Here is a 19,031-nt window from a genome sequence, read left to right as displayed (position 1 = left end):
CCTGCCGCCCCACGTAAAATGTGCCAACTCCTTGGAATGAACTGCGCCGCGCCGACGGACGTCACATTCTCCTTCACAGGTTTCGCGGCCCGGGGCGGGCTCACCGATCACCATGCCGACGGCTGGGGCATCGCGTTCTTCGAAGACAAGGCGTGTCGCCTCTTCATCGATCACCAGGCATCGGCCACGTCGCCGATCGCCGAAATGGTGAAGCGCTACCCGATCAAGTCCAAGAACACGATCGCGCACATCCGCAAGGCGACGCAAGGGCACATCCTGCTCGAGAACAGCCATCCGTTCATGCGCGAACTGTGGGGCCGGCACTGGATCTTCGCGCATAACGGCGACCTGCAGGACTACGCGCCGGACATGGACGGCAGCGTCTACCATCCGGTCGGCACGACCGACAGCGAACAGGCGTTCTGCGTGCTGATGCAGGGGCTGCGCGAGGCCTTTCCCGGCGCGCAGCCGCCGCTGCCCGAGTTGTTCGAGCGGGTCGGCGAACTGACGCGCGGCATCACCGATCACGGCGTGTTCAATTTCCTGATGTCGAACGGCCAGGCGCTCTTCGCGCACTGCTCGACGCGGCTGCACTACCTCGTGCGGCGCTGGCCGTTCTCGACCGCGCATCTCGTCGACGAAGACCTGTCGATCGACTTCGCGAAATACACGACGCCCGAGGATCGCGTCGCGGTGATCGCGACGCAGCCGCTCACCGACAACGAAGTCTGGACCGCATTCGAGCCGGGCGAGTTGATCATGTTCCAGTGCGGCGACGTCGCCGCGCGGATGCAGATTCCGGTGCCCGAGCGCGTGCTCGAGAAGCTGCGCAACCCGTCGCTCGACGCGTCGGCGTCCGCGCCGCGCACGGTGATGCGCGAAGCGCTCGCCACCGCGGCCGACGGCGATTCCGACGACGCGATCGATTTCTGAAGCGCGGCATCGGCCGCGTCTGCTTCCTGCTCCCTTCCTGCTTGCCGCGCGTGCGTCGTACGATGCGTCCGACGACATCAGTCATCGGCGCAAATCGCCCCGCTCCGGCCGATACGGTTTCATTTCGACCACCGCCCTGCGCAATGGCTCGACGTCTCGCAACATTCGCTTGATTTTATTAATTTTCAAGTGAAAATAAGTAAAAGACGAAGCGAACGAAATAACCGTCAATTAAAACAAAAAATCCCGGGCCCGCATTTTATCGCGCCTCATCCGCTGGAACCGTGCGCTATCCCACAAACTCCCGCAGCCCTCCCGGCTTTTAACGAAATCCCCCCAAACCGCCACCACCAAGGCTTTCGGTTCGATCAACCACACAAATCAAAAATACCACGCATTACGGTTCGCATCATTACAGTTTCCCCTTTCTCGATAATCGACGACCACCCGAATCAGTAGACTCGCCCCATCCTCGGTGTAACGAAACACGATTGGCGCGACACGCAGCCATAGCCGCCGCACGCCCCCTTCGGATCATTTCCCCACCGCGGAATGCGAATTCGCCGGATCGCGGCGAATGCCACTTCAAAAAGAAGAAAGAGGGGTATGTCGTGAATCACTCATTTCGATCGATATGGAGCGACGCCGCGGGCTGCTGGGTCGCGGTGGCGGAAACGGCTCGGGCGCGCGGCAAGCGCTCGGGCAGCGAATCGGGCTCGAGTCAGCGCACGGCGCACGGGGCAGCGGACCGCGTGGCACACCGCTCGCCGTTGCGCGTCGCGGCGGTCGGGGCCGCACTGGCCGCGCTGTCGACCGGCGTTGCGCACGCATCGACCTGCGGCGACGGCGCGGCCGCCGCGAGCGGCAGCACCTGCGCACTCGGCAGTTTCAGCCCGACCGTCAACGACAACCTGGCCGGCGCCACGACCGTGTCGGGCGGCGACACGGTCGGCGTGACAGGCGCATGGACGGGCGCCCCCGGCGACCCGGGCTATACGCTGACGCCGCTCGGCAGCGCGACCATCGTGTCGGGTAACCCGAACCAGCCGCTGATCTCGCTCGGCGGCAAGACGCAAAGCGTCAGCACGCCCGACTCGATCACGGCCACCCACACGTCGGTCGCCACCTACAACTCGGCCGAATTCGCCGCATCGACGGCCGGCGCGGCCAACGTGCCCGTGTATCACGACGTGAACGGCGGCCAGTACGTGAACACGCGGATCGGCACCGTCGACGGCACCGGCGGCACGCTGAACGTGTCGATCGGCCATTCCGCGAATGCGCCCGACGCGACCGGCAACGCGATCTCGATCGCACCGAAGCAGACCGACCTGACCTTTGCGGACGGCACCGGAGTGGCAAAAAGCGTCGTCAACTGGAATTCCCGCAACCAGATCTGGCTCGGCACCGGCGACTATCTCGCCAGCGGCGGCCCGGTCGGCCAGCTCCAGCTCGACGTGCCGGCCTACACGGGCACCTTCACCGCGTTCGACGGCAGTCGCTGGACCGTCACCGACGCCGCCTCGCTCGCCGCCTACAACGACTTTCTCGTGCGCTCGGTCCAGAGCGGCGCGCTCGGCTCGCAGGCCGCCTACGACACCGCGTTCGGCCAGGCGGTCACGTTCTCGCAGCAAACCTTCCAGTACGCGAACAACGTATCCGCCGGCGACAAGAACACGCTGCCGATCGATCACCTGTCAGTGATGCACGGCGCGGGCGCGAACGCGACGCTGCACATCGGCAAGGACGGCCAGATCGACTTCCGCGGCACCAACACGATCGAATCGAGCTCGGCCGTGCTCGCGGAAAACGGCGCGCACTTCGTCAACGACGGGCGCTTGTCGGGCGACTTCACGCTGGTACGCCTCCTGAGCGGCGCGAGCGGCGTCAACAACGGCGTGATCTCGTCCGGCTACGCGTCCGGCAACAACGTCGACACGAGCGGCAGCACGCCACCCGACAATTTCGGCTTCCACGCGTACACCGAGGGCAACGGCGTGTACGCGAGCGGCTCGGGCACCACGTTCGCGAACCACGGCGTGATGAACGTCGGCGCATGGACGCTCGACGGCAACCGGCCCGACCTGCAGAACTACGCGGTGGCCGCGACGGACGGCGCGCGCGCGTCGAACGCCGGCACGATCAACGTCGGCGTCAACGCGACGACGCTCGACAGCCAGGTGATCGGCGGCCTCGTGGCCGGCGGCAGCTTCACGAACGAAGCCGGCGGCACGATCTATCTCGGCCGCGCCGCGCAGTACGACGCCACGTCCCCCGAAGCGGCAAACGACGTCGCGCTGTCCGCGCATGCGTACGGCATCCTGCTCGGCGCGTCGGGCACCGCCAGCAACCTCGGCACGGTCGTGATCGGCTCGCAGACGCAGAATGGCGCCGCGCTGGCGAGCATCGGCTCCGCTTCCGGCACGCTGACCAACGCGGGCGCGATCGTCGTCAACGGCGCCGCGCCCGGCACGCCGCTCGCCAACGTCGGCATGCTCGCGGCCGACACCGCCGCGACCGTGACCAACACGGGCACGATCACGCTGAATGGCGTGAACGGCATCGGCATCATGGTCGTCGGCACCGGCACGAACGCGACGACTGCCACGTCGACCGGCACGATCGACGTGGCCGGCGGCCTCGACCCCGCGTCGGACACGCGCAACTACGGCGTCTGGGCCGAAGGGCCGCTCGCGAAGGCCGCGCTCGACGGTGCGCTGAACCTGACCGGCACCGGCGCGATCGGCGTGCATGCACGCTCGGGCGCGACGATCGACGTCGGCGCGAACGCGGTGCCGGCCTTCAGGTCCGGCACGAACCAGATCGGCTTCTACGCATACGGCGCGGGTTCGAAAATCAACGTCGCCGCGCAGCACCTGAGCGTCGACACCGACGACTCGACGCTGTTCCGCGTCGCGGGCGGCGCGGCCTACACGGGCGCGTCGGCGGCCGGCACGCTGACGACCGACGTCAACGGCCAGCGCTCACGCGGTGTACTCGCGACCGACGCCGGCACCACGCTGTCGACCGGCAACGCGGTCTACCACGTCAATGGCACGAACGGCGTCGCGATCGCCGTGGAAGGCGGCGCGAAGGGCACGATCGACGCGGGTGCGACGATCGACCTGAACGCGGCCGGCGCGACCGCGGGCATCGTCGACGGCCAGGCGCACGACCTCGCCGGCGCGAACGCCGGCGCGCCGGTCGCGACGACGCTGACCAACCATGCCGCCGTCACGTCGTCGACCGCCGGCGTGACCGGCTTCGTCGCGCAGAACCTCGGCACGCTCGAGAACCGCAGCACGGTGCTGCTGACCGGCGCGGGCTCGACGGGCGTCGTGGCCGGCACGCTGGGCACGGTAAACAACGCGTCGACGATCCGCGTCGCCAACGGCACGGGCGCGCTCGTGCAGGGCGCGTCGGCCACGCTCGCCAATGCGGGTTCGATCGAAGCCGACGACGGCGTCGCGGGCGTACGCCTGACGGGCGCCGGCGCATCGGTCGCGCTGTCGGGCGCCGGCACCGTCATCGCGAACGGCAGCGCCGACGGTGTGCTGATCGACTCGACCGTCACCGGCGGCGGTATCGCGGCCGGCGCGACGTCGATCGCGGTCGGCGGCTCCGGCAGCGGGATCCGCAACCTCGGTGCGAATGCAACGATCGCGCTGTCCGGCACGCAGATCGCCACGACCGGCAACGGCGCCGCCGGCGTCACGTCGACCGGCGCCGGCGCGCGCATCGCGGCCGACGCGGCCACGGTCGTGCGCACGAGCGGCGCCGACGCGCGCGGCCTGTTCGTGTCGGGGGCCGATTCCGCGCTCGCGGCCAACGGAACGACCGTCGCGACGACCGGCACGAACGCCCATGCGATCGTCATGGACGGCGGCGCGACGGCCCTGCTGTCGGGCGCGAAAATTTCCGCCTCGGGTGCCGCGGCCGACGGCATCGTCGCGCAAAACGGCGGCCGCATCGCCGATACGGGTTCGTCGCTCGCGAGCGCGGCCGGCAACGGCGCAACCGCGAACAGCGGCGGCGTGCTCGCGTTGACCGGCACGGCGCTCACGGGCGCGACGGCCGGCGTGCTGACGTCCGACACGCTCTCGAACGGCGCGACCAGCTCGGTGCTCGTCGACGGCGGCAGCGTGACGTCCGCCGCCGGGCCGGCCTTCGCCGCGCGCGGCGGCACGGCCGACATCGCGGTGCACAACGGTACGGTCGTCACCGCGGGCAACGGCACGCTGCTGAACCTCGCGAACGGCAGCAACGTGACGTTCAATGCATCGGCGGTGAACCTCGCGGGCGACATCGTTTCCGACGCGTCGAGCACGGGCAACGTGTTCCTCGCGAACGGCACGACGCTGACCGGGAAGATCGACCCGGTCGCGCTGACGGTCGACGGCACGAGCACGTGGCGCATGACGGGCAGCTCGGTACTGAGCAGCCTGAACAACGCGGGCCTCGTCGCGTTCGCCGCGCCGACCGGCTCGCCGACGTTGACCGGCAGCTACAAGACGCTGACGACCGGCGGCTACGTCGGCAACGGCGGCACGATCGCGCTGAACACGTATCTCGGCGCCGACGCGTCGCCGACCGACCGGCTGATCGTGAACGGCGGCGCGGCAAGCGGCACGACCGGCCTGAAGATCGCCAACACGGCCGGCACCGGCGCGCAGACGACCGGCGACGGGATTCCGGTGGTCGTCACGGCCAACGGCGGCACGACCGCCGCGTCGGCGTTCCATCTCGCGGGCCCGGTGCAAGCGGGCGCGTACGAGTACCGGCTCTATCGCGGCGGGCAAGGCGATGCGAACGGCTGGTACCTGCGTTCGCAGCTCGACCAGACCGACCCCGGCGGCCCGATCCGCCCGTCCGGCGGCGGCGACGGCGGCATCGACGGCAACGGCGGCACGCTCGCGTATCGTCCGGGCGTCTCCGGCTACGCGATGACGCCGCTCTTGAACGCCGACTACGGCTTCTCGACGCTCGGCAAGCTGCACGAGCGCGTCGGCGACATCTACAACGTCGAGAAGCAGCAGCCCGGCAATCGCGACGGCGTGTGGGGGCGCATCGGCGGCCAGAGCCTCGATGCGAACGCGGGCCGTTTCTCGGCCGACGAACGTACGTTCTTCGCGCAGTTCGGCAAGGACTGGACTGTCGACCAGACGCCCAACGGCGCCGGCAGCACGCATGCGGGCGTGACGGCCAGCGTCGGCGTGTCGAACGCGAGCTTCAGCGACATGGCGCGTGCGGGCTCGCCCAACCTGTCGACGTCGACGGGCTCGGTCGAGATGCACGCGCAGAGCGTCGGCGGCTACTGGACGCGCTACCTGTCCGACGGCACCTACTTCGACAGCGTCGGGCAGGTCACGCACTACGGCAACCGCTATCGCGACAGCTACGGCAACGAGGCGTCGCAGAACGGCTTCGGCGTCGCACTGTCGCAGGAAGTCGGCAAGCCGTTCGCGATCGGCGCGTTGCCGGTCGCGGTCGAGCCGCAGGCGCAACTGATGTATCAGTATCTGAAGCTGAACGGGTTCAACGACAACGTGTCGGCCGTATCGGGCACGACGACCAACGCGCTGCGCGGCCGCGTCGGCGTGCGCATCTTCCGGCCGAACCTCCAGTCGAGCGCGGGCGGCGGCGCCGCGACGCCGTACTTCACCGCCGACGTGCTGCACGACTTCCTGTCGCCGGGGCAGACCGTCGTCGGCGGCACGCTGTTCGCGACGCATCTCGGGCGCACCTGGTACGAGCTCGGCGTCGGCGTGACCGCCGGCTTCGGCAAGTCGGGCGAGCTGTACGCGAATGCGAAGATCGCGCGCAACATCGGCGGCGATTACCGGCGCGGGATCGTCGGGCAGGTCGGCTACCGGTACAGCTGGTAACGCCCGGCGGCGGACGAAAAAAAACCGCCCGGCTGCATGCCGGGCGGTTTTCGCATGGGCGTGCGCCAGATGCGCGAACGCTCAGTGCAGGATCTTCGCGAGGAAGTCCTTCGCGCGTTCCGATTTCGGATTCGAGAAGAAATCGTCCTTGCGGTCGTCCTCGACGATCGCGCCCTTGTCCATGAAGATCACGCGGTGCGCGACCTTCTTCGCGAAGCCCATCTCGTGCGTGACGACCATCATCGTCATCCCTTCCTGCGCGAGTTCGACCATCACGTCGAGCACTTCGTTGATCATCTCGGGATCGAGCGCGGACGTCGGCTCGTCGAACAGCATCGCGATCGGGTCCATCGACAGCGCGCGCGCGATCGCGACACGCTGCTGCTGACCGCCCGACAACTGGCCCGGGAACTTGTGCGCATGCGCCTTCAGGCCGACGCGATCGAGCAGCTTCATGCCCTTCTCCGCCGCTTCGTCCTTGCCGCGGCCGAGCACCTTGATCTGCGCGAGCGTCAGGTTCTCGGTGATCGACAGGTGCGGAAACAGCTCGAAATGCTGGAACACCATCCCGACCTTCGAGCGCAGCTTCGACAGGTTCGTCTTCTTGTCGCCGACCGACTGGCCGTTCACGAGGATCTCGCCCTGCTGGAACGGCTCCAGGCCGTTTACGGTCTTGATCAGCGTCGACTTGCCGGAGCCCGACGGGCCGCACACGACGACCACTTCGCCTTTCTTGACCTCGGTCGTGCATTCGGCGAGGACCTGAAACTGGCCGTACCACTTCGAAACGTTCTTGATGGAAATCATCTTGTGACCTTTTTCTGGAGACCCTTGACGAGAGCAGACGCCAACGAGCAAATCACGAAATAGCATGCGCCGGCGAACAGGACCATCTCGACGGTCGTGCCGTCGCGATCGCCGATGTTGGCGGCCGTGCGGAAGAAGTCCGCGAGACTGATCACGTACACGAGCGACGTATCCTGGAACAGGACGATCGCCTGCGTGAGCAGCAGCGGCACCATCGCGCGGAACGCCTGCGGCAGGATCACGAGGCGCATCGCCTGCGCGTAGTTCATGCCGAGCGCGAACGCGGCATTCACCTGCCCGCGCGGCACCGCCTGGATGCCGGCGCGGATGATCTCGGAATAATACGCGGCTTCGAACAACGAGAACGCGACCATCGCCGATGCAAGGCGGATGTCGATCGTCGGCGACAGCCCGAGCACGCCCTGCAGCACCTGCGGCACGATCAGGAAGAACCACAGCAGCACCATCACGAGCGGGATCGAGCGGAACACCGTCACGTACGCTTTCGCGAACCACGCGAGCGGCTTCACGCCGGACAGCCGCAGCAGCGCCAGCAGCGTGCCCCAGACGATCCCGACCACGATCGCGATCAGCGTGATCTTGAACGTGACGATCGCGCCCGACCACAGCGTCGGCAGCGCGCCGGGAATACTACTCCAGTCGAACTGATGCATCACTTGCCTCCGATGTAGCCGGGCAGCCGCGTACGGCCTTCGATCCAGCGCATGAACGCCATCACGACGAGGTTGATGACCACGTACGCGAGCGTCACGGCGATGAACGACTCGTAGGTCTGCGCGGTGTAGTCGACGAGCTGGCGCGCCTGCGCGGACAGGTCGAGCAGGCCGATCGTCGACGCGACGGCGGAGTTCTTGAAGATGTTCAGGAATTCCGACGTGAGCGGCGGCACGATGATCCGGTACGCGACGGGCAGCAGCACGTAGCGATACGTCTGCCATTGCGTGAAGCCCATCGCGAGGCCGGCCGCGCGCTGGCCCTTCGGCAGCGCGTTGATGCCCGAGCGCACCTGTTCGCACACGCGCGCGCCGGTAAACAGGCCGAGACAGACGATCGACGCGGTAAAGAACTGCGTGCCGGGCGGCAACTGCTTGATCCAGGTGCCGATCGATGCGGGCAGCAACTCGGGTATCACGAGATACCAGACGAAGAACTGCACGATCAGCGGGATGTTCCGGAAGATCGACACGTACACGGTGCCGATCGCGGCGAGCCACTTGTTCGGCACGGTGCGCAGCACGCCGAACAGCGACCCGACGATCAGCGCGATGACCCAGGCGACGAGCGACACTTCGATCGTCACCCAGAAGCCGGACATCAGCCATCCGAAATAAGTCGTCGGCTCGCCGGTCGACACGGGGCTCAGAAAGATGCCCCAGTTCCAGTGGTAAGACATGGGCAAGACTCCAGCAAAAAGAAACGGAAGAAGCGTGGCCTCTTCCGTTTCAGTAGCGTCATTTCTGCATCAACGGCCGTGTGGTCAGTCGAGCGCCTTGTCGTTCGGGTTCGCGTACAGCTTCTTCATCGACTCGGACAGCGGGAAGTTCAGGTTCAGCCCCTTCGGCGGGATCGGGTTCTCGAACCACTTCGCGTAGATCTTCGCGGCTTCGCCCGACTTCTCGACTTGCGAGATCGCGTCGTCGACGACCTTCTTGAAGTCGGCGTCGCCCTTGCGCATCATGCAGCCGTAAGCTTCTTCCGATTGCGGCGTGCCGACGATCACCCATTCGCCCGGCTGCTTCGCCTTCGCGCGCTCGCCCGCGAGCAGCGCGTCATCCATCATGAACGCGACCGCGCGGCCCGATTCCAGCGTGTTGAACGAATCGCCGTGATCCTTCGCGCTGATGATGTTCATGCCGAGCTGCTTGTCGTTGTTCATCTTGCGCAGCAGGCGCTCCGACGTCGTGCCGGCGGTCGTCACGACCGTCTTGCCCTTCAGGTCGGCGAAATCCTTGACGCCCGAATCCTTCTTCGTCATCAGGCGCGTGCCGATCACGAAGATCGTGTCGGAGAACGCGGCTTGCTGCTGACGCTCGAGGTTGTTGGTCGTCGAGCCGCACTCGATGTCGACCGTGCCGTTCTGCACGAGCGGGATGCGGTTCTGCGACGTGACGGGGATGTTCTTCACCTGCAGGTTCGGCAGGTTCAGCTTCTTCTTCACCGCGTCGACGATCTTCAGCTGGAACTCGCGCGAATAGCCGACCACCTGCTGGTTCTGGTCGTAATAGGAGAACGGAATCGACGATTCGCGGTGGCCCAGCGCGATCACGCCCGTGTCCTTGATCTTCTTCAGCGTGCCCGTCTCCTGAGCGTACGCGCCGCTTGCGAACGCGCAAAGCGCCGCCACCATCAGGACTGCCTTGTGGTATTTCATTTTTGGTCATCTCCTTGGCTAAAACCCGCGCCAGTGTATCAAAGTAATATTTTTGAAAGTACTGGTTGTTTACCGCACTACGAATCGCCCTGTGCGAAGCCGTCCTCCCGGCTCCGGACGCTCCAGATGCGCGCGCGGGCGGTGCCGGATTCGGCACCGCCCGCGAGGGTTCACATCCGCAATCGGGTGGATTGCGTCATGAATCGGTCATCGTCGACGATCAGGGACGCCCGGTTAGGGACGCCCCATCGGGGACGCCCCATCAGGGGTAGAGGCCGCGCATTTCGCGCGCCATCAGGATGCGCTTGCACGCGACGATGAACGCCGCCGTACGCACCGTCACCTTGTGCTCTTCCGCGACCGCCCACACGCCGGCGAACGCTTCGCGCATCACGCGCTCGAGACGATGGTTGATTTCGTCTTCCGTCCAGAAGAAGCTCGAGAAATCCTGCACCCACTCGAAGTACGACACGGTCACGCCACCTGCGTTCGCGATCACGTCGGGAATCACGAGCACGCCGTTCGCGCTCAGGATGTCGTCCGCCGCGGTCGTCGTCGGGCCGTTCGCGCCTTCGACGATGATCTTCGTGCGGATCTTCGCCGCGTTCTTCTCGGTGATCTGGTTTTCCAGCGCCGCCGGGATCAGGATGTCGGTCTCGACCGTCCAGAACTCGTCGTTCGGCATCGGTTCCGCGCCTTCGAAGCCCGCGACGCCGCCCGTGCGGGCGACGTGGTCGAGCAGCTTGTTCGAATCGAGGCCGGCCGGCTGATAGATCGTGCCCGTGTGATCCTGCACCGCGATCACCTTCGCGCCCGCTTCCTGGAACAGCTTCGCCGCGATGCCGCCGACGTTGCCGAAGCCCTGCACCGCGATGCGCGCGCCTTCGATTTCGAGGCCCTTCTTCTTCGCCGCTTCCGAGCCGACGACGAACACGCCACGGCCCGTCGCTTCCTTGCGGCCGAGCGAACCGCCGAGCGCGATCGGCTTGCCGGTCACGACGCCGGTCGACGTCTGGCCCTGGTTCATCGAGTACGTGTCCATCATCCACGCCATCACCTGTTCGTTGGTGTTGACGTCCGGCGCCGGAATGTCGGTGTTCGGCCCGATGATGATGCCGATTTCGCTGGTGTAGCGGCGCGTCACGCGCTCGAGCTCACCACGCGACAGCTTGCGCGGGTCGACGCGGATGCCGCCCTTCGCACCGCCGTACGGCACGTTCACGGCCGCGTTCTTCACCGACATCCATGCCGACAGCGCCATCACTTCCGACAGCGTCACGTCCTGGTGGTAGCGCACGCCGCCCTTGCCCGGGCCGCGCGACACGTTGTGCTGCACGCGATAGCCTTCGAAGTGCGCGACGGTGCCGTTGTCGAGCTCGATGGGGCAGTCGACGATCAGGATGCGCTTCGGACGCTTCAGCGTTTCGAGCCAGCGCGACAGCGAACCGAGGTACGGCGCGACGCGATCGACCTGCTGAAGGTAGTTGCCCCACGGGCCGAGATCGTCGGCGTGCAGGTAGGACGGGATGGACTGCTGTTGCGAAGACATGGAAGCTCCAACGTTCAACGGATTGCGCACATTGTCGAAAAACCCGTTTTTTTTATCCAATGCCGTTTGATTATTCGATTATGCGTTTCTTGCATGATCGCGATTTTCCGCAAATCCGCGGTCGATTTGCGCAAGAACGCCCGCGATCGGGCAGGCATCGCGTTCGTGGAAAACCGGCTTGGACCGGCGCGGGCCGGACGGCGGGCCGACCGGCGCCGGGAGGCCCGCCGTCAGCCGGGCGGGCCGATCGGCCGGGTTAACCGCCGACGGTTAACCGGGAGTATCGCCGGCGGTCTCGCGCAGTTCGTCGCGCACGACGTCCCACAACGCACGCACAAGCTTCTGCCGCGGATCGTCGCCCTGCAGCGCGAGCTTGTCGCAGTACAGCCGGATCTCCATCGTCAGCGTGAACGGATGCGCGCCGCCGCGCACCGACCGGTCGAGACGGATCAGCCGGCCGCCCGCGACCGCGTCCTCGACCGCGCTGTGCGGCAGGAACGCGACGCCGTGGCCCGCGAGCGCCATCGCCTTCAGCCCTTCGGCCATGTCGGTTTCGTACACGCGGTCGAGGAACAGCCGCGTCGGCGCGTTCGCGACGATGACTTCGGTCATCCGGCCGAGATACGCGTTCGGCGTATACGACAGGTACGGCACGCGCGCATCGGCCGTGCCCGGCAGCGTATGGCGCGGCCGGCCCGCGCGGCCGGGTGCCGAGAACGGGCTGATCGGCTCGCTGCCGAGGACAAGCATGTCGTAGCGGGCCGGGTCGAGCGCGACCGGGTGGCTCGGGTGGTGGTAGCCCATCACGAGATCGCAGCCGCCCTCGACGAGCGACAGCACCGCGTCGTGCACGTTCAGCGCACGCAGCCGCGTGTGGACCTGGCCCATCTTCGCCTCGATCCGCTCGAGCCAGCGCGGAAAATACGTGAGCGACAGCGTGTGGGGCACCGCGAATTCGATCGTCGGCACCGGCGTGCCGACGTGGCCGCGCAACAGTGTGCGCGCCTCGTGCGCCTGCGACAGCATCGTCAGCGCCTGCTCGTAGAAGATCTGGCCGGCCTGCGTGAGCCGCGTCGGATAGACCGAACGATCGATCAGCTCGGTCGCGAGCCATGCCTCGAGCGCCTGGATGCGCCGCGAAAACGCCGGCTGCGACACGTGCCGCAGCTCGGCCGACCGGCTAAAGCTGCGCGTTTCCGCGAGCGAGACGAAGTCTTCGAGCCATTTCAGTTCCATGCAGGCGGGCGCGGCGGGCGGCGGTCGGGAAGAAGCCTGCATTCTACCGGCGGGCGGGCCCGGCCGGCGGCTCGGCGCGCGGGCCGGCGAGCCTGCGCGGGCGGGCGCCGGCACGCCGTTCGCGCGCCGCCCGGGCGTCGTGCGCCCGCGGCAAGCGCGGCCGGACCGGTTCGGCCGGAATCGACGCGCGCCGATGGTAAAATGCCGGATTCTCCTCCCCTCGTTCGCCCCGGCCCCCAAAGGCCCTGCCCGATCATGTCCGACACTCGTCCCGATACGCTTTTCGCCCTCACCGCGCTCTCGCCCATCGACGGCCGCTACGCCAGCAAGACCGAAGCGCTGCGCGACTGGCTCTCCGAAGCCGCCTTCATGCGCCACCGCGTCACCGTCGAGGTGCACTGGCTGATCGCACTCTCGCGCGCCGGCTTCGCGGAAGTCCCGCGCTTCTCGGAAGCCTCCGAGCAGTTCCTGCTGCAGCTCGCCGAGCGCTTCACCGCGCACGACGCCGCGCGCATCAAGGAAATCGAGCGCGTGACGAACCACGACGTGAAGGCCGTCGAATACTGGCTGAAGGAATCGGTGAAGGGCCAGGCCGAACTCGAGAAGGCGAGCGAATTCATCCACTTCGCGTGCACGTCCGAGGACATCAACAACACGTCGCACGGGATGATGCTCGCCGGCGCGCGCGAACACGTGATCCTGCCGGCGCTGCGCACGGTCTACCAGCGCCTCGTCGCGCTCGCGCACGCGCACGCCGAACAGCCGATGCTGTCGCGCACGCACGGCCAGCCGGCCAGCCCGACGACGCTCGGCAAGGAACTCGCGAACGTCGCCGCGCGCCTCGCCCGCGCGATCGCGCGCATCGAGAAGGTCGAGATCCTCGGCAAGATGAACGGCGCGGTCGGCAACTTCAACGCGCACCTGTCCGCGTATCCGGAATTCGACTGGGAAGCGTTCTCGCGCGACGTGATCGAAAACCGCCTGAAGCTCACGTTCAACCCGTACACGATCCAGATCGAGCCGCACGACTACATGGCCGAACTGTTCGACGCCGTGGCGCGCGCGAACACGATCCTGCTCGACCTCGACCGCGACGTGTGGGGCTACATCTCGGTCGGCTACTTCAAGCAGAAGACGAAGGCGGGCGAAATCGGCTCGTCGACGATGCCGCACAAGGTCAACCCGATCGACTTCGAGAATTCGGAAGGCAACCTCGGCCTCGCAAACGCGACGCTGCGCCACCTCGCCGACAAGCTGCCGGTGTCGCGCTGGCAGCGCGACCTGACCGACTCGACGGTGCTGCGCAACATGGGCGTCGCGCTCGGCTACTCGCTGCTCGCGTACGACTCGCTGATCCGCGGCCTCGACAAGCTCGAAGTGAACCCGCAGCGCCTGAACGAAGATCTCGACAACTGCTGGGAAGTGCTCGCGGAGCCGGTGCAGACGGTGATGCGCCGCTACGGCATCGAGAACCCGTACGAGCAGCTGAAGGAACTGACGCGCGGCAAGGGCATCACGCGCGAAGCGCTGCAGGAATTCGTCGGCACGCTCGCGATCCCGCAGGATGCGAAGGATCGCCTGCTCGCGATGACGCCGGCGTCGTACATCGGCAAGGCCGTCGAACTCGCGAAGCGGATCGCGTAAGCGCCGCCGTCACCTGACGCAAAAAAGCCCGATGCGAATTGCCTTCGCATCGGGCTTTTTGCTTTTGGGCCGGTCAGAACGAGATCATCCGCCCCGGGTTGAGCGCGCTCATCACGCTCATCGCGGCCTTCGCGGCGGGAATCGCGATCGGCGACAGCTGCCGGCCGAGCGGAATCGCGCGATGGTCGATGCCCGTGAGCATCGAGAAGTCGTCGTTGCGGCCGACGAAATCGTCGCAGATCGCCTTGCCGATCCGCACCGTCTGGGCAACGCCGTGCCCGCTCCAGCCCTGCACCATGTACATCGGCACGCGGCCGTCGGTCTTGCGGCTGTCGGTCGCGCCGTTCAGCGTGAAGTCGCTGACGCCGCTCCAGCAGTAGTCGAGCGCGAAGCGGCCGTCGTGCTGTGGAAACACCGCGTTCAGCCGCGTCAGCAGATACGCGTTGACGTCGGGCTGCGCCCGGCAGCTGCCGGTGCCCTGCCCGCCGAACAGCAGGCGGTTGCCGCGCACCGGCCGGTAGTAGTCGATCTGGAACTGCGTGTCGTACACCGGCATGCCGGCCGGCATCAGCGTCGCGACGTCGACGTCGAGCGGCGCCGTCACGCTCACGTACGTGAAGAACGGCACCGTGGTCGCCGCGCCGTCGTCGAGCAAACGGAACGTCGTGTTGTGCAGCGCGAGCACCACCCCCTTGCGTGCGGTGATGGTGCCGCCCGGCGTCGTCGCGACGACGCCGGCGGGCGTCTCGTCGAGCTCGAGCACTTCGGTGCCTTCGAACAGCGCGCCGCCGTTCAGCCGGAAGCCGTGCACGAGGCCGCGCACCAGCGCGAGCGGGTGAATCTGCCCGCCGATCGCGTCGATCGCCGCGCCGTGATACAGCCCCGAGCGCACGTATTCGTCGTGCAGCTGATGGCGGCCGACGAGCGTCACGCCCGCATCGCCGAGATGGCGGCGCGCATCCGCGCCGTCGAGCAGCGCGCTCATGTGGCCGGGGTGGACCGCCGCCGTCACGTGGCCGCGCTTGCGGTCGAGATCGAGCGCGTAACGCGCGCCGATCCCGTCGATCAGCTCCATCGATTCGGCCGACGCGAAGCGCCACAGCCGCTTCGCGTCGTCGTGCGACAGGTTCTCGATCATGTCGGCGGCTTCCCAGCGCGCGAGGCCGGGCGTCAGTTGCCCGCCGTTGCGGCCCGACGCGGCCGAGCCGACGTGATGCTTGTCGACGAGGATCGTGTCGACGCCCGCTTCCGCGAGATGCAGGGCGGCCGATGCGCCGAGCAGGCCCGCGCCGATCACGAGCACGTCGCAGACGGCGTCGTGCGCGAGCGGCGCGCTGTTTTCATGGCGCGACAACGACGCCTCGTACCAGTTGGCCGGGCGTTCGCCGTCGTAGCGGGCCGGATCGCACCAGTTCCAGTTGTCTTTTTCGATATTCAGTTGCGTTTGCTCGAAACGCGCTTCGCCCTGGATCAAGGGCTTGTTGTTGGACGTCATGATTGCACTTGCATGGTCTTGGGCCGCCTGTCGAAGAGCCTGTTGGCTTCGCGGGTGGGGGCAGCCGGTTCCACATGGGGGTCAACGAGAAAGGGGGCGCGATGGCCCGTGTTGACGGCGGCACGCTCGTGCCGCCTGGATCCCGGACTGTGCGAAAGCACGTATTGAAAGGTGCCGGGACACCCAATTTCTACACCGCAGAAATAATTCTACAGTGTAGAATAAGCTTTCGTCAAGTTTACAGCCGGTACCACGCCGGCCGGCCTGCCCGCCCCGATGAAAGACAAACCCGCCCCGGGGCCGCGCGGCCTCGACAAGGACGCGCTCGTCGCGGCCGCGCTCGCGCTGCTCGAAGACGTCGGCGAAGCCGCGTTCAGCGTGCGCAAGCTCGCGCAATCGGTCGGCTGCGACCCGATGAGCGTGCTGTATCACTTCAAGTCGAAGGACGGCCTGAGCCGCGCGATCGCGAATGCGCTGTCGCGCTCGCTCGTGCCGGTCGATCCGTCACTGCCGTGGCGCGAACGGCTGCGCGACCTCGCGCGCCAGTACCGCGCGCTCGCGCTGCGCTACCCGGCCGCGTTCGCGCTACTGCAGCGGCACATGAGCACGGGGCCGGCCGACCTCGCGCACATCGAGGCCGTGCATCGCGCGCTGACCGACGCCGGCATCCCGCGCGCGGCGCTGCCGTCGGTATGCGTCGGCTGGTACGCGAGCGTGATCGGCCTGGCCGCCGCCGAAGCGGGCGGCCTCACGCGTCCCGCGAACGAGGTCGAGCTCGCGGAAATGCACGCGCTGTCCGACGTCGCGCATCCGCTCGTCAAGTCGGCCGCGCCGCTCTATGCGCAGCTCGATCCGGCGGTCGTGCACGACACGATGCTCGACGTGCTGCTCGACGGCATCGCGCAACGCACACACATGGCCTGACCGGCGTCCGCGCCGCCAACGAAAAAAGCGCCCGAAGGCGCCTTTTCGATGACGATGACCGCGAACCGCGCTCAGTGCTGATGCGCGAGGCCGATCTTCAGCATGACCTGATCGACGATCTGCTCGGGGGTCAGCTCGATGCTGACTTCGATCGCTTCGTCCGGCCCCGGCTCCTCGAGCGTGTCGAGCTGGCTCTTCAGCAGCGACGGATCGAAGAAATGGCCGGTGCGGCTCTTCAGGCGCTCCTGCAGCACTTCGAACGAACCCTTCAGATACACGAACCGCACGTCGGTGTCGGTGCCGCGCAGCACGTCGCGGTACGAGCGCTTCAGCGACGAGCACGTGAACACGGCCGTTTCGCCCGCGCGCTGCTTTTCCTCGATGGCCGCACGGATCGTGCGCAGCCACGGCCAGCGGTCTTCATCGGTCAGCGGAATGCCGTGGTGCATCTTTTCCTTGTTCGCCGCGCTGTGAAACGCGTCGCCATCGGTATAGCTGCACGACAGGCGTTCCGCCAGCATTTCGCCGATTCGCGACTTGCCCGCGCCCGACACGCCCATTGCGATCAGAATCATTGACTACCCCTTGTTACAGAACCACGCTCAGCAGCAGCGTAAAGCTCAGACCGAGCACCGAGATGATGGTTTCAAGCAGCGACCAGGTCTTGAACGTCTGGCCGACCGTCATCCCGAAATATTCCTTGATCAGCCAGAAGCCGCCGTCGTTCACGTGCGAGAAGATCAGCGAGCCCGAGCCCGTCGCGAGCACGAGCAGCTCCGGCCGGACCGCCGCGCCCGACGCCGCCGCGATCGGCGCGACGATGCCGCAGGCGGTGGTCATCGCGACCGTCGCCGAACCCGTCGCGAGACGCATCAGCGCCGCGACGAACCAGCCGAGCAGCAGCGGCGACAGGTGCGCGTGCTTCGCGGTTTCGACGATCTGCTGCGAGATCCCGCTGTCGCGCAGGACGCCGCCGAAGCCGCCGCCCGCGCCGACGATCAGCGTGATGCCGGCGATCGGCGCCAGGCACTCGCCGCAGAACTTCTGGATCTGGTCGCGGTTGAAGCCCTGCTTCGCGCCGAAGGTCCAGAAGCTCACGAGCACGGCGATCAGCAGCGCGACGTCGGAGTTGCCGGCAAAACGCAGCAGGTTGTTCGGCAGCGACTTCGGCGTGAACACCAGGTCGGCCCAGCTGCCGACGAGCATCAGCACGACGGGCAGCAGGATCGTGAACAGCGTGATGCCGAAACTCGGCAGTTCGCGCTTGCGGCCATCCGCGTTCGAATCGACGAATTGCGATGCGAGCGGGTTGTTTTCCGGCAGCTTCACGAATTTCGAGATCATCAGCGCGAACAGCGGGCCCGCGATGATCGCGGTCGGCACGCCGACGACGAGGCCGAATGCGATCGTCTTGCCGATATCGGCGCCGTATTGCTGGACGGCCAGCAGCGCGGCCGGGTGCGGCGGGATCAGCCCGTGCACGACCGACAGGCCGGCCACCATCGGCAAGCCGACAACGAGCAGCGACTTGCCGGTGCGCTTCGCGACGTTGAACGCGATCGGGATCAGCAGCACGAAGCCGACTTCGAAGAACACCGGCAGGCCGACGATGATCGCGACGAACATCATCGCCCAGTGGATGTTCTTTTCACCGAACCAGTCGATCAGCGTGGTCGCGATCCGCTCGGCGCCGCCCGATTCGGCCATCATCTTGCCGAGCATCGTGCCGAGGCCGACGACGATCGCGATGTGGCCGAGCGTGCCGCCGGTACCCGTTTCGAACGACTTGACGATCTTGTCCATCGGCATGCCGACGACGAGGCCAAGGCCGAGCGAAACGATGATCAGCACCAGGAACGGGTAGATCTTGTAGCGCGCGATCATCAGGATCAGCGCGGCAATCGCGATCAGCGTGAATACGAGCAGCATGCTGCCTTGGACGGCCCCCATGTGGCACTCCTCCTAGAATTGTTCGAACCGGGCGAGTCGTTGCGAGTATGCCCGGCTATGCAGGTCTCCGAAACACGGGGGTACCCCCCCGTCAGGACGCTGAATTTTACTTATCTTTGCGATCTGCGGATAGAACCGGTTCCATCAGCAAAAACCCTCGGAAAAACAAGCATTAACGCTTGCTTCCGAGGGTCGATTCTTCATTTCATACAAGCA

Annotated in this window: 13 protein-coding genes; 4 read left to right on the top strand and 9 right to left on the bottom strand. The window is 66.7% G+C overall.

Going from position 1 to position 19,031, the window contains the following annotated elements; genetic code table 11:
• Nucleotides 1-18: 18 nt before the first annotated feature.
• Nucleotides 19-933 carry a class II glutamine amidotransferase gene (locus tag CFB81_RS03025; protein ID WP_069616751.1) on the top strand — a complete coding sequence of 305 codons (915 nt, stop codon included), beginning with the start codon at nucleotides 19-21 and terminating at the stop codon, nucleotides 931-933.
• Between the two features lie 611 nt (nucleotides 934-1,544).
• On the top strand, nucleotides 1,545-6,818 hold the full coding sequence (locus tag CFB81_RS03020; RefSeq protein ID WP_089434545.1) for an autotransporter outer membrane beta-barrel domain-containing protein: 5,274 nt from the start codon (nucleotides 1,545-1,547) through the stop codon (nucleotides 6,816-6,818).
• Between the two features lie 81 nt (nucleotides 6,819-6,899).
• Here the strand turns inward: CFB81_RS03020 and CFB81_RS03015 are convergent, their stop codons facing one another.
• The 6 genes from CFB81_RS03015 to CFB81_RS02990 all read right to left on the bottom strand — a co-directional run bounded on the left by CFB81_RS03015 (nucleotide 6,900) and on the right by CFB81_RS02990 (nucleotide 12,802).
• Nucleotides 6,900-7,625 carry an amino acid ABC transporter ATP-binding protein gene (locus CFB81_RS03015; protein ID WP_069616753.1) on the bottom strand — a complete coding sequence of 242 codons (726 nt, stop codon included), beginning with the start codon at nucleotides 7,623-7,625 and terminating at the stop codon, nucleotides 6,900-6,902.
• Nucleotides 7,622-8,299 carry a glutamate/aspartate ABC transporter permease GltK gene (gene gltK / locus CFB81_RS03010; protein WP_059581074.1) on the bottom strand — a complete coding sequence of 226 codons (678 nt, stop codon included), beginning with the start codon at nucleotides 8,297-8,299 and terminating at the stop codon, nucleotides 7,622-7,624. The genes CFB81_RS03015 and gltK overlap by 4 nt, the downstream gene beginning before the upstream one ends.
• The gene (locus CFB81_RS03005; protein WP_069616754.1) at nucleotides 8,299-9,039 is read right to left on the bottom strand and encodes an amino acid ABC transporter permease; all 741 of its coding nucleotides are present in this window, start codon (nucleotides 9,037-9,039) and stop codon (nucleotides 8,299-8,301) included. Before CFB81_RS03005 ends, gltK begins: the two co-directional genes overlap by 1 nt.
• An 84-nt stretch (nucleotides 9,040-9,123) precedes the next feature.
• A complete protein-coding gene (locus tag CFB81_RS03000) occupies nucleotides 9,124-10,017 on the bottom strand; it encodes a glutamate/aspartate ABC transporter substrate-binding protein (protein ID WP_069616755.1) in 894 nt (297 codons plus the stop codon).
• Nucleotides 10,018-10,279: 262 nt separating this feature from the next.
• Entirely contained in the window at nucleotides 10,280-11,566 is a 1,287-nt protein-coding gene (locus CFB81_RS02995; protein ID WP_027807464.1) for a Glu/Leu/Phe/Val dehydrogenase, read from the bottom strand.
• A gap of 270 nt (nucleotides 11,567-11,836) precedes the next feature.
• Nucleotides 11,837-12,802: a LysR substrate-binding domain-containing protein gene (locus CFB81_RS02990; RefSeq protein WP_069616756.1), complete on the bottom strand. Its 966-nt coding sequence runs from the start codon at nucleotides 12,800-12,802 to the stop codon at nucleotides 11,837-11,839.
• A 255-nt stretch (nucleotides 12,803-13,057) separates the two neighbouring features.
• Here CFB81_RS02990 and purB point away from each other — a divergent pair, with 255 nt between their 5' ends.
• A complete protein-coding gene (gene purB, locus CFB81_RS02985) occupies nucleotides 13,058-14,446 on the top strand; it encodes an adenylosuccinate lyase (RefSeq protein WP_050013818.1) in 1,389 nt (462 codons plus the stop codon).
• A gap of 73 nt (nucleotides 14,447-14,519) precedes the next feature.
• Here purB and CFB81_RS02980 read toward each other — a convergent pair whose 3' ends face one another.
• The gene (locus CFB81_RS02980) at nucleotides 14,520-15,941 is read right to left on the bottom strand and encodes an FAD-binding oxidoreductase (protein WP_089434544.1); all 1,422 of its coding nucleotides are present in this window, start codon (nucleotides 15,939-15,941) and stop codon (nucleotides 14,520-14,522) included.
• 276 nt (nucleotides 15,942-16,217) lie between these two features.
• On the opposite strand from CFB81_RS02980, the gene CFB81_RS02975 reads away from it, so the two are divergent.
• Nucleotides 16,218-16,865 carry a TetR/AcrR family transcriptional regulator gene (locus tag CFB81_RS02975; protein ID WP_069616758.1) on the top strand — a complete coding sequence of 216 codons (648 nt, stop codon included), beginning with the start codon at nucleotides 16,218-16,220 and terminating at the stop codon, nucleotides 16,863-16,865.
• A 71-nt stretch (nucleotides 16,866-16,936) separates the two neighbouring features.
• Here the strand turns inward: CFB81_RS02975 and CFB81_RS02970 are convergent, their stop codons facing one another.
• Together CFB81_RS02970 and CFB81_RS02965 are read right to left on the bottom strand one after the other, a co-directional pair.
• Nucleotides 16,937-17,440, bottom strand: a complete 504-nt coding sequence (locus tag CFB81_RS02970) for a gluconokinase (RefSeq protein WP_059581058.1) — start codon at nucleotides 17,438-17,440, stop codon at nucleotides 16,937-16,939.
• Nucleotides 17,441-17,453: 13 nt separating this feature from the next.
• On the bottom strand, nucleotides 17,454-18,815 hold the full coding sequence (locus tag CFB81_RS02965; protein ID WP_069616759.1) for a GntP family permease: 1,362 nt from the start codon (nucleotides 18,813-18,815) through the stop codon (nucleotides 17,454-17,456).
• Nucleotides 18,816-19,031: the final 216 nt, after the last annotated feature.

The organism is Burkholderia sp. AU28863 (assembly GCF_002223195.1).
Lineage (GTDB): Bacteria > Pseudomonadota > Gammaproteobacteria > Burkholderiales > Burkholderiaceae > Burkholderia > Burkholderia sola.
The sequence above is the reverse complement of the archived record's forward strand: the minus strand, read 5'-3'. Positions and strand labels throughout refer to the sequence as shown.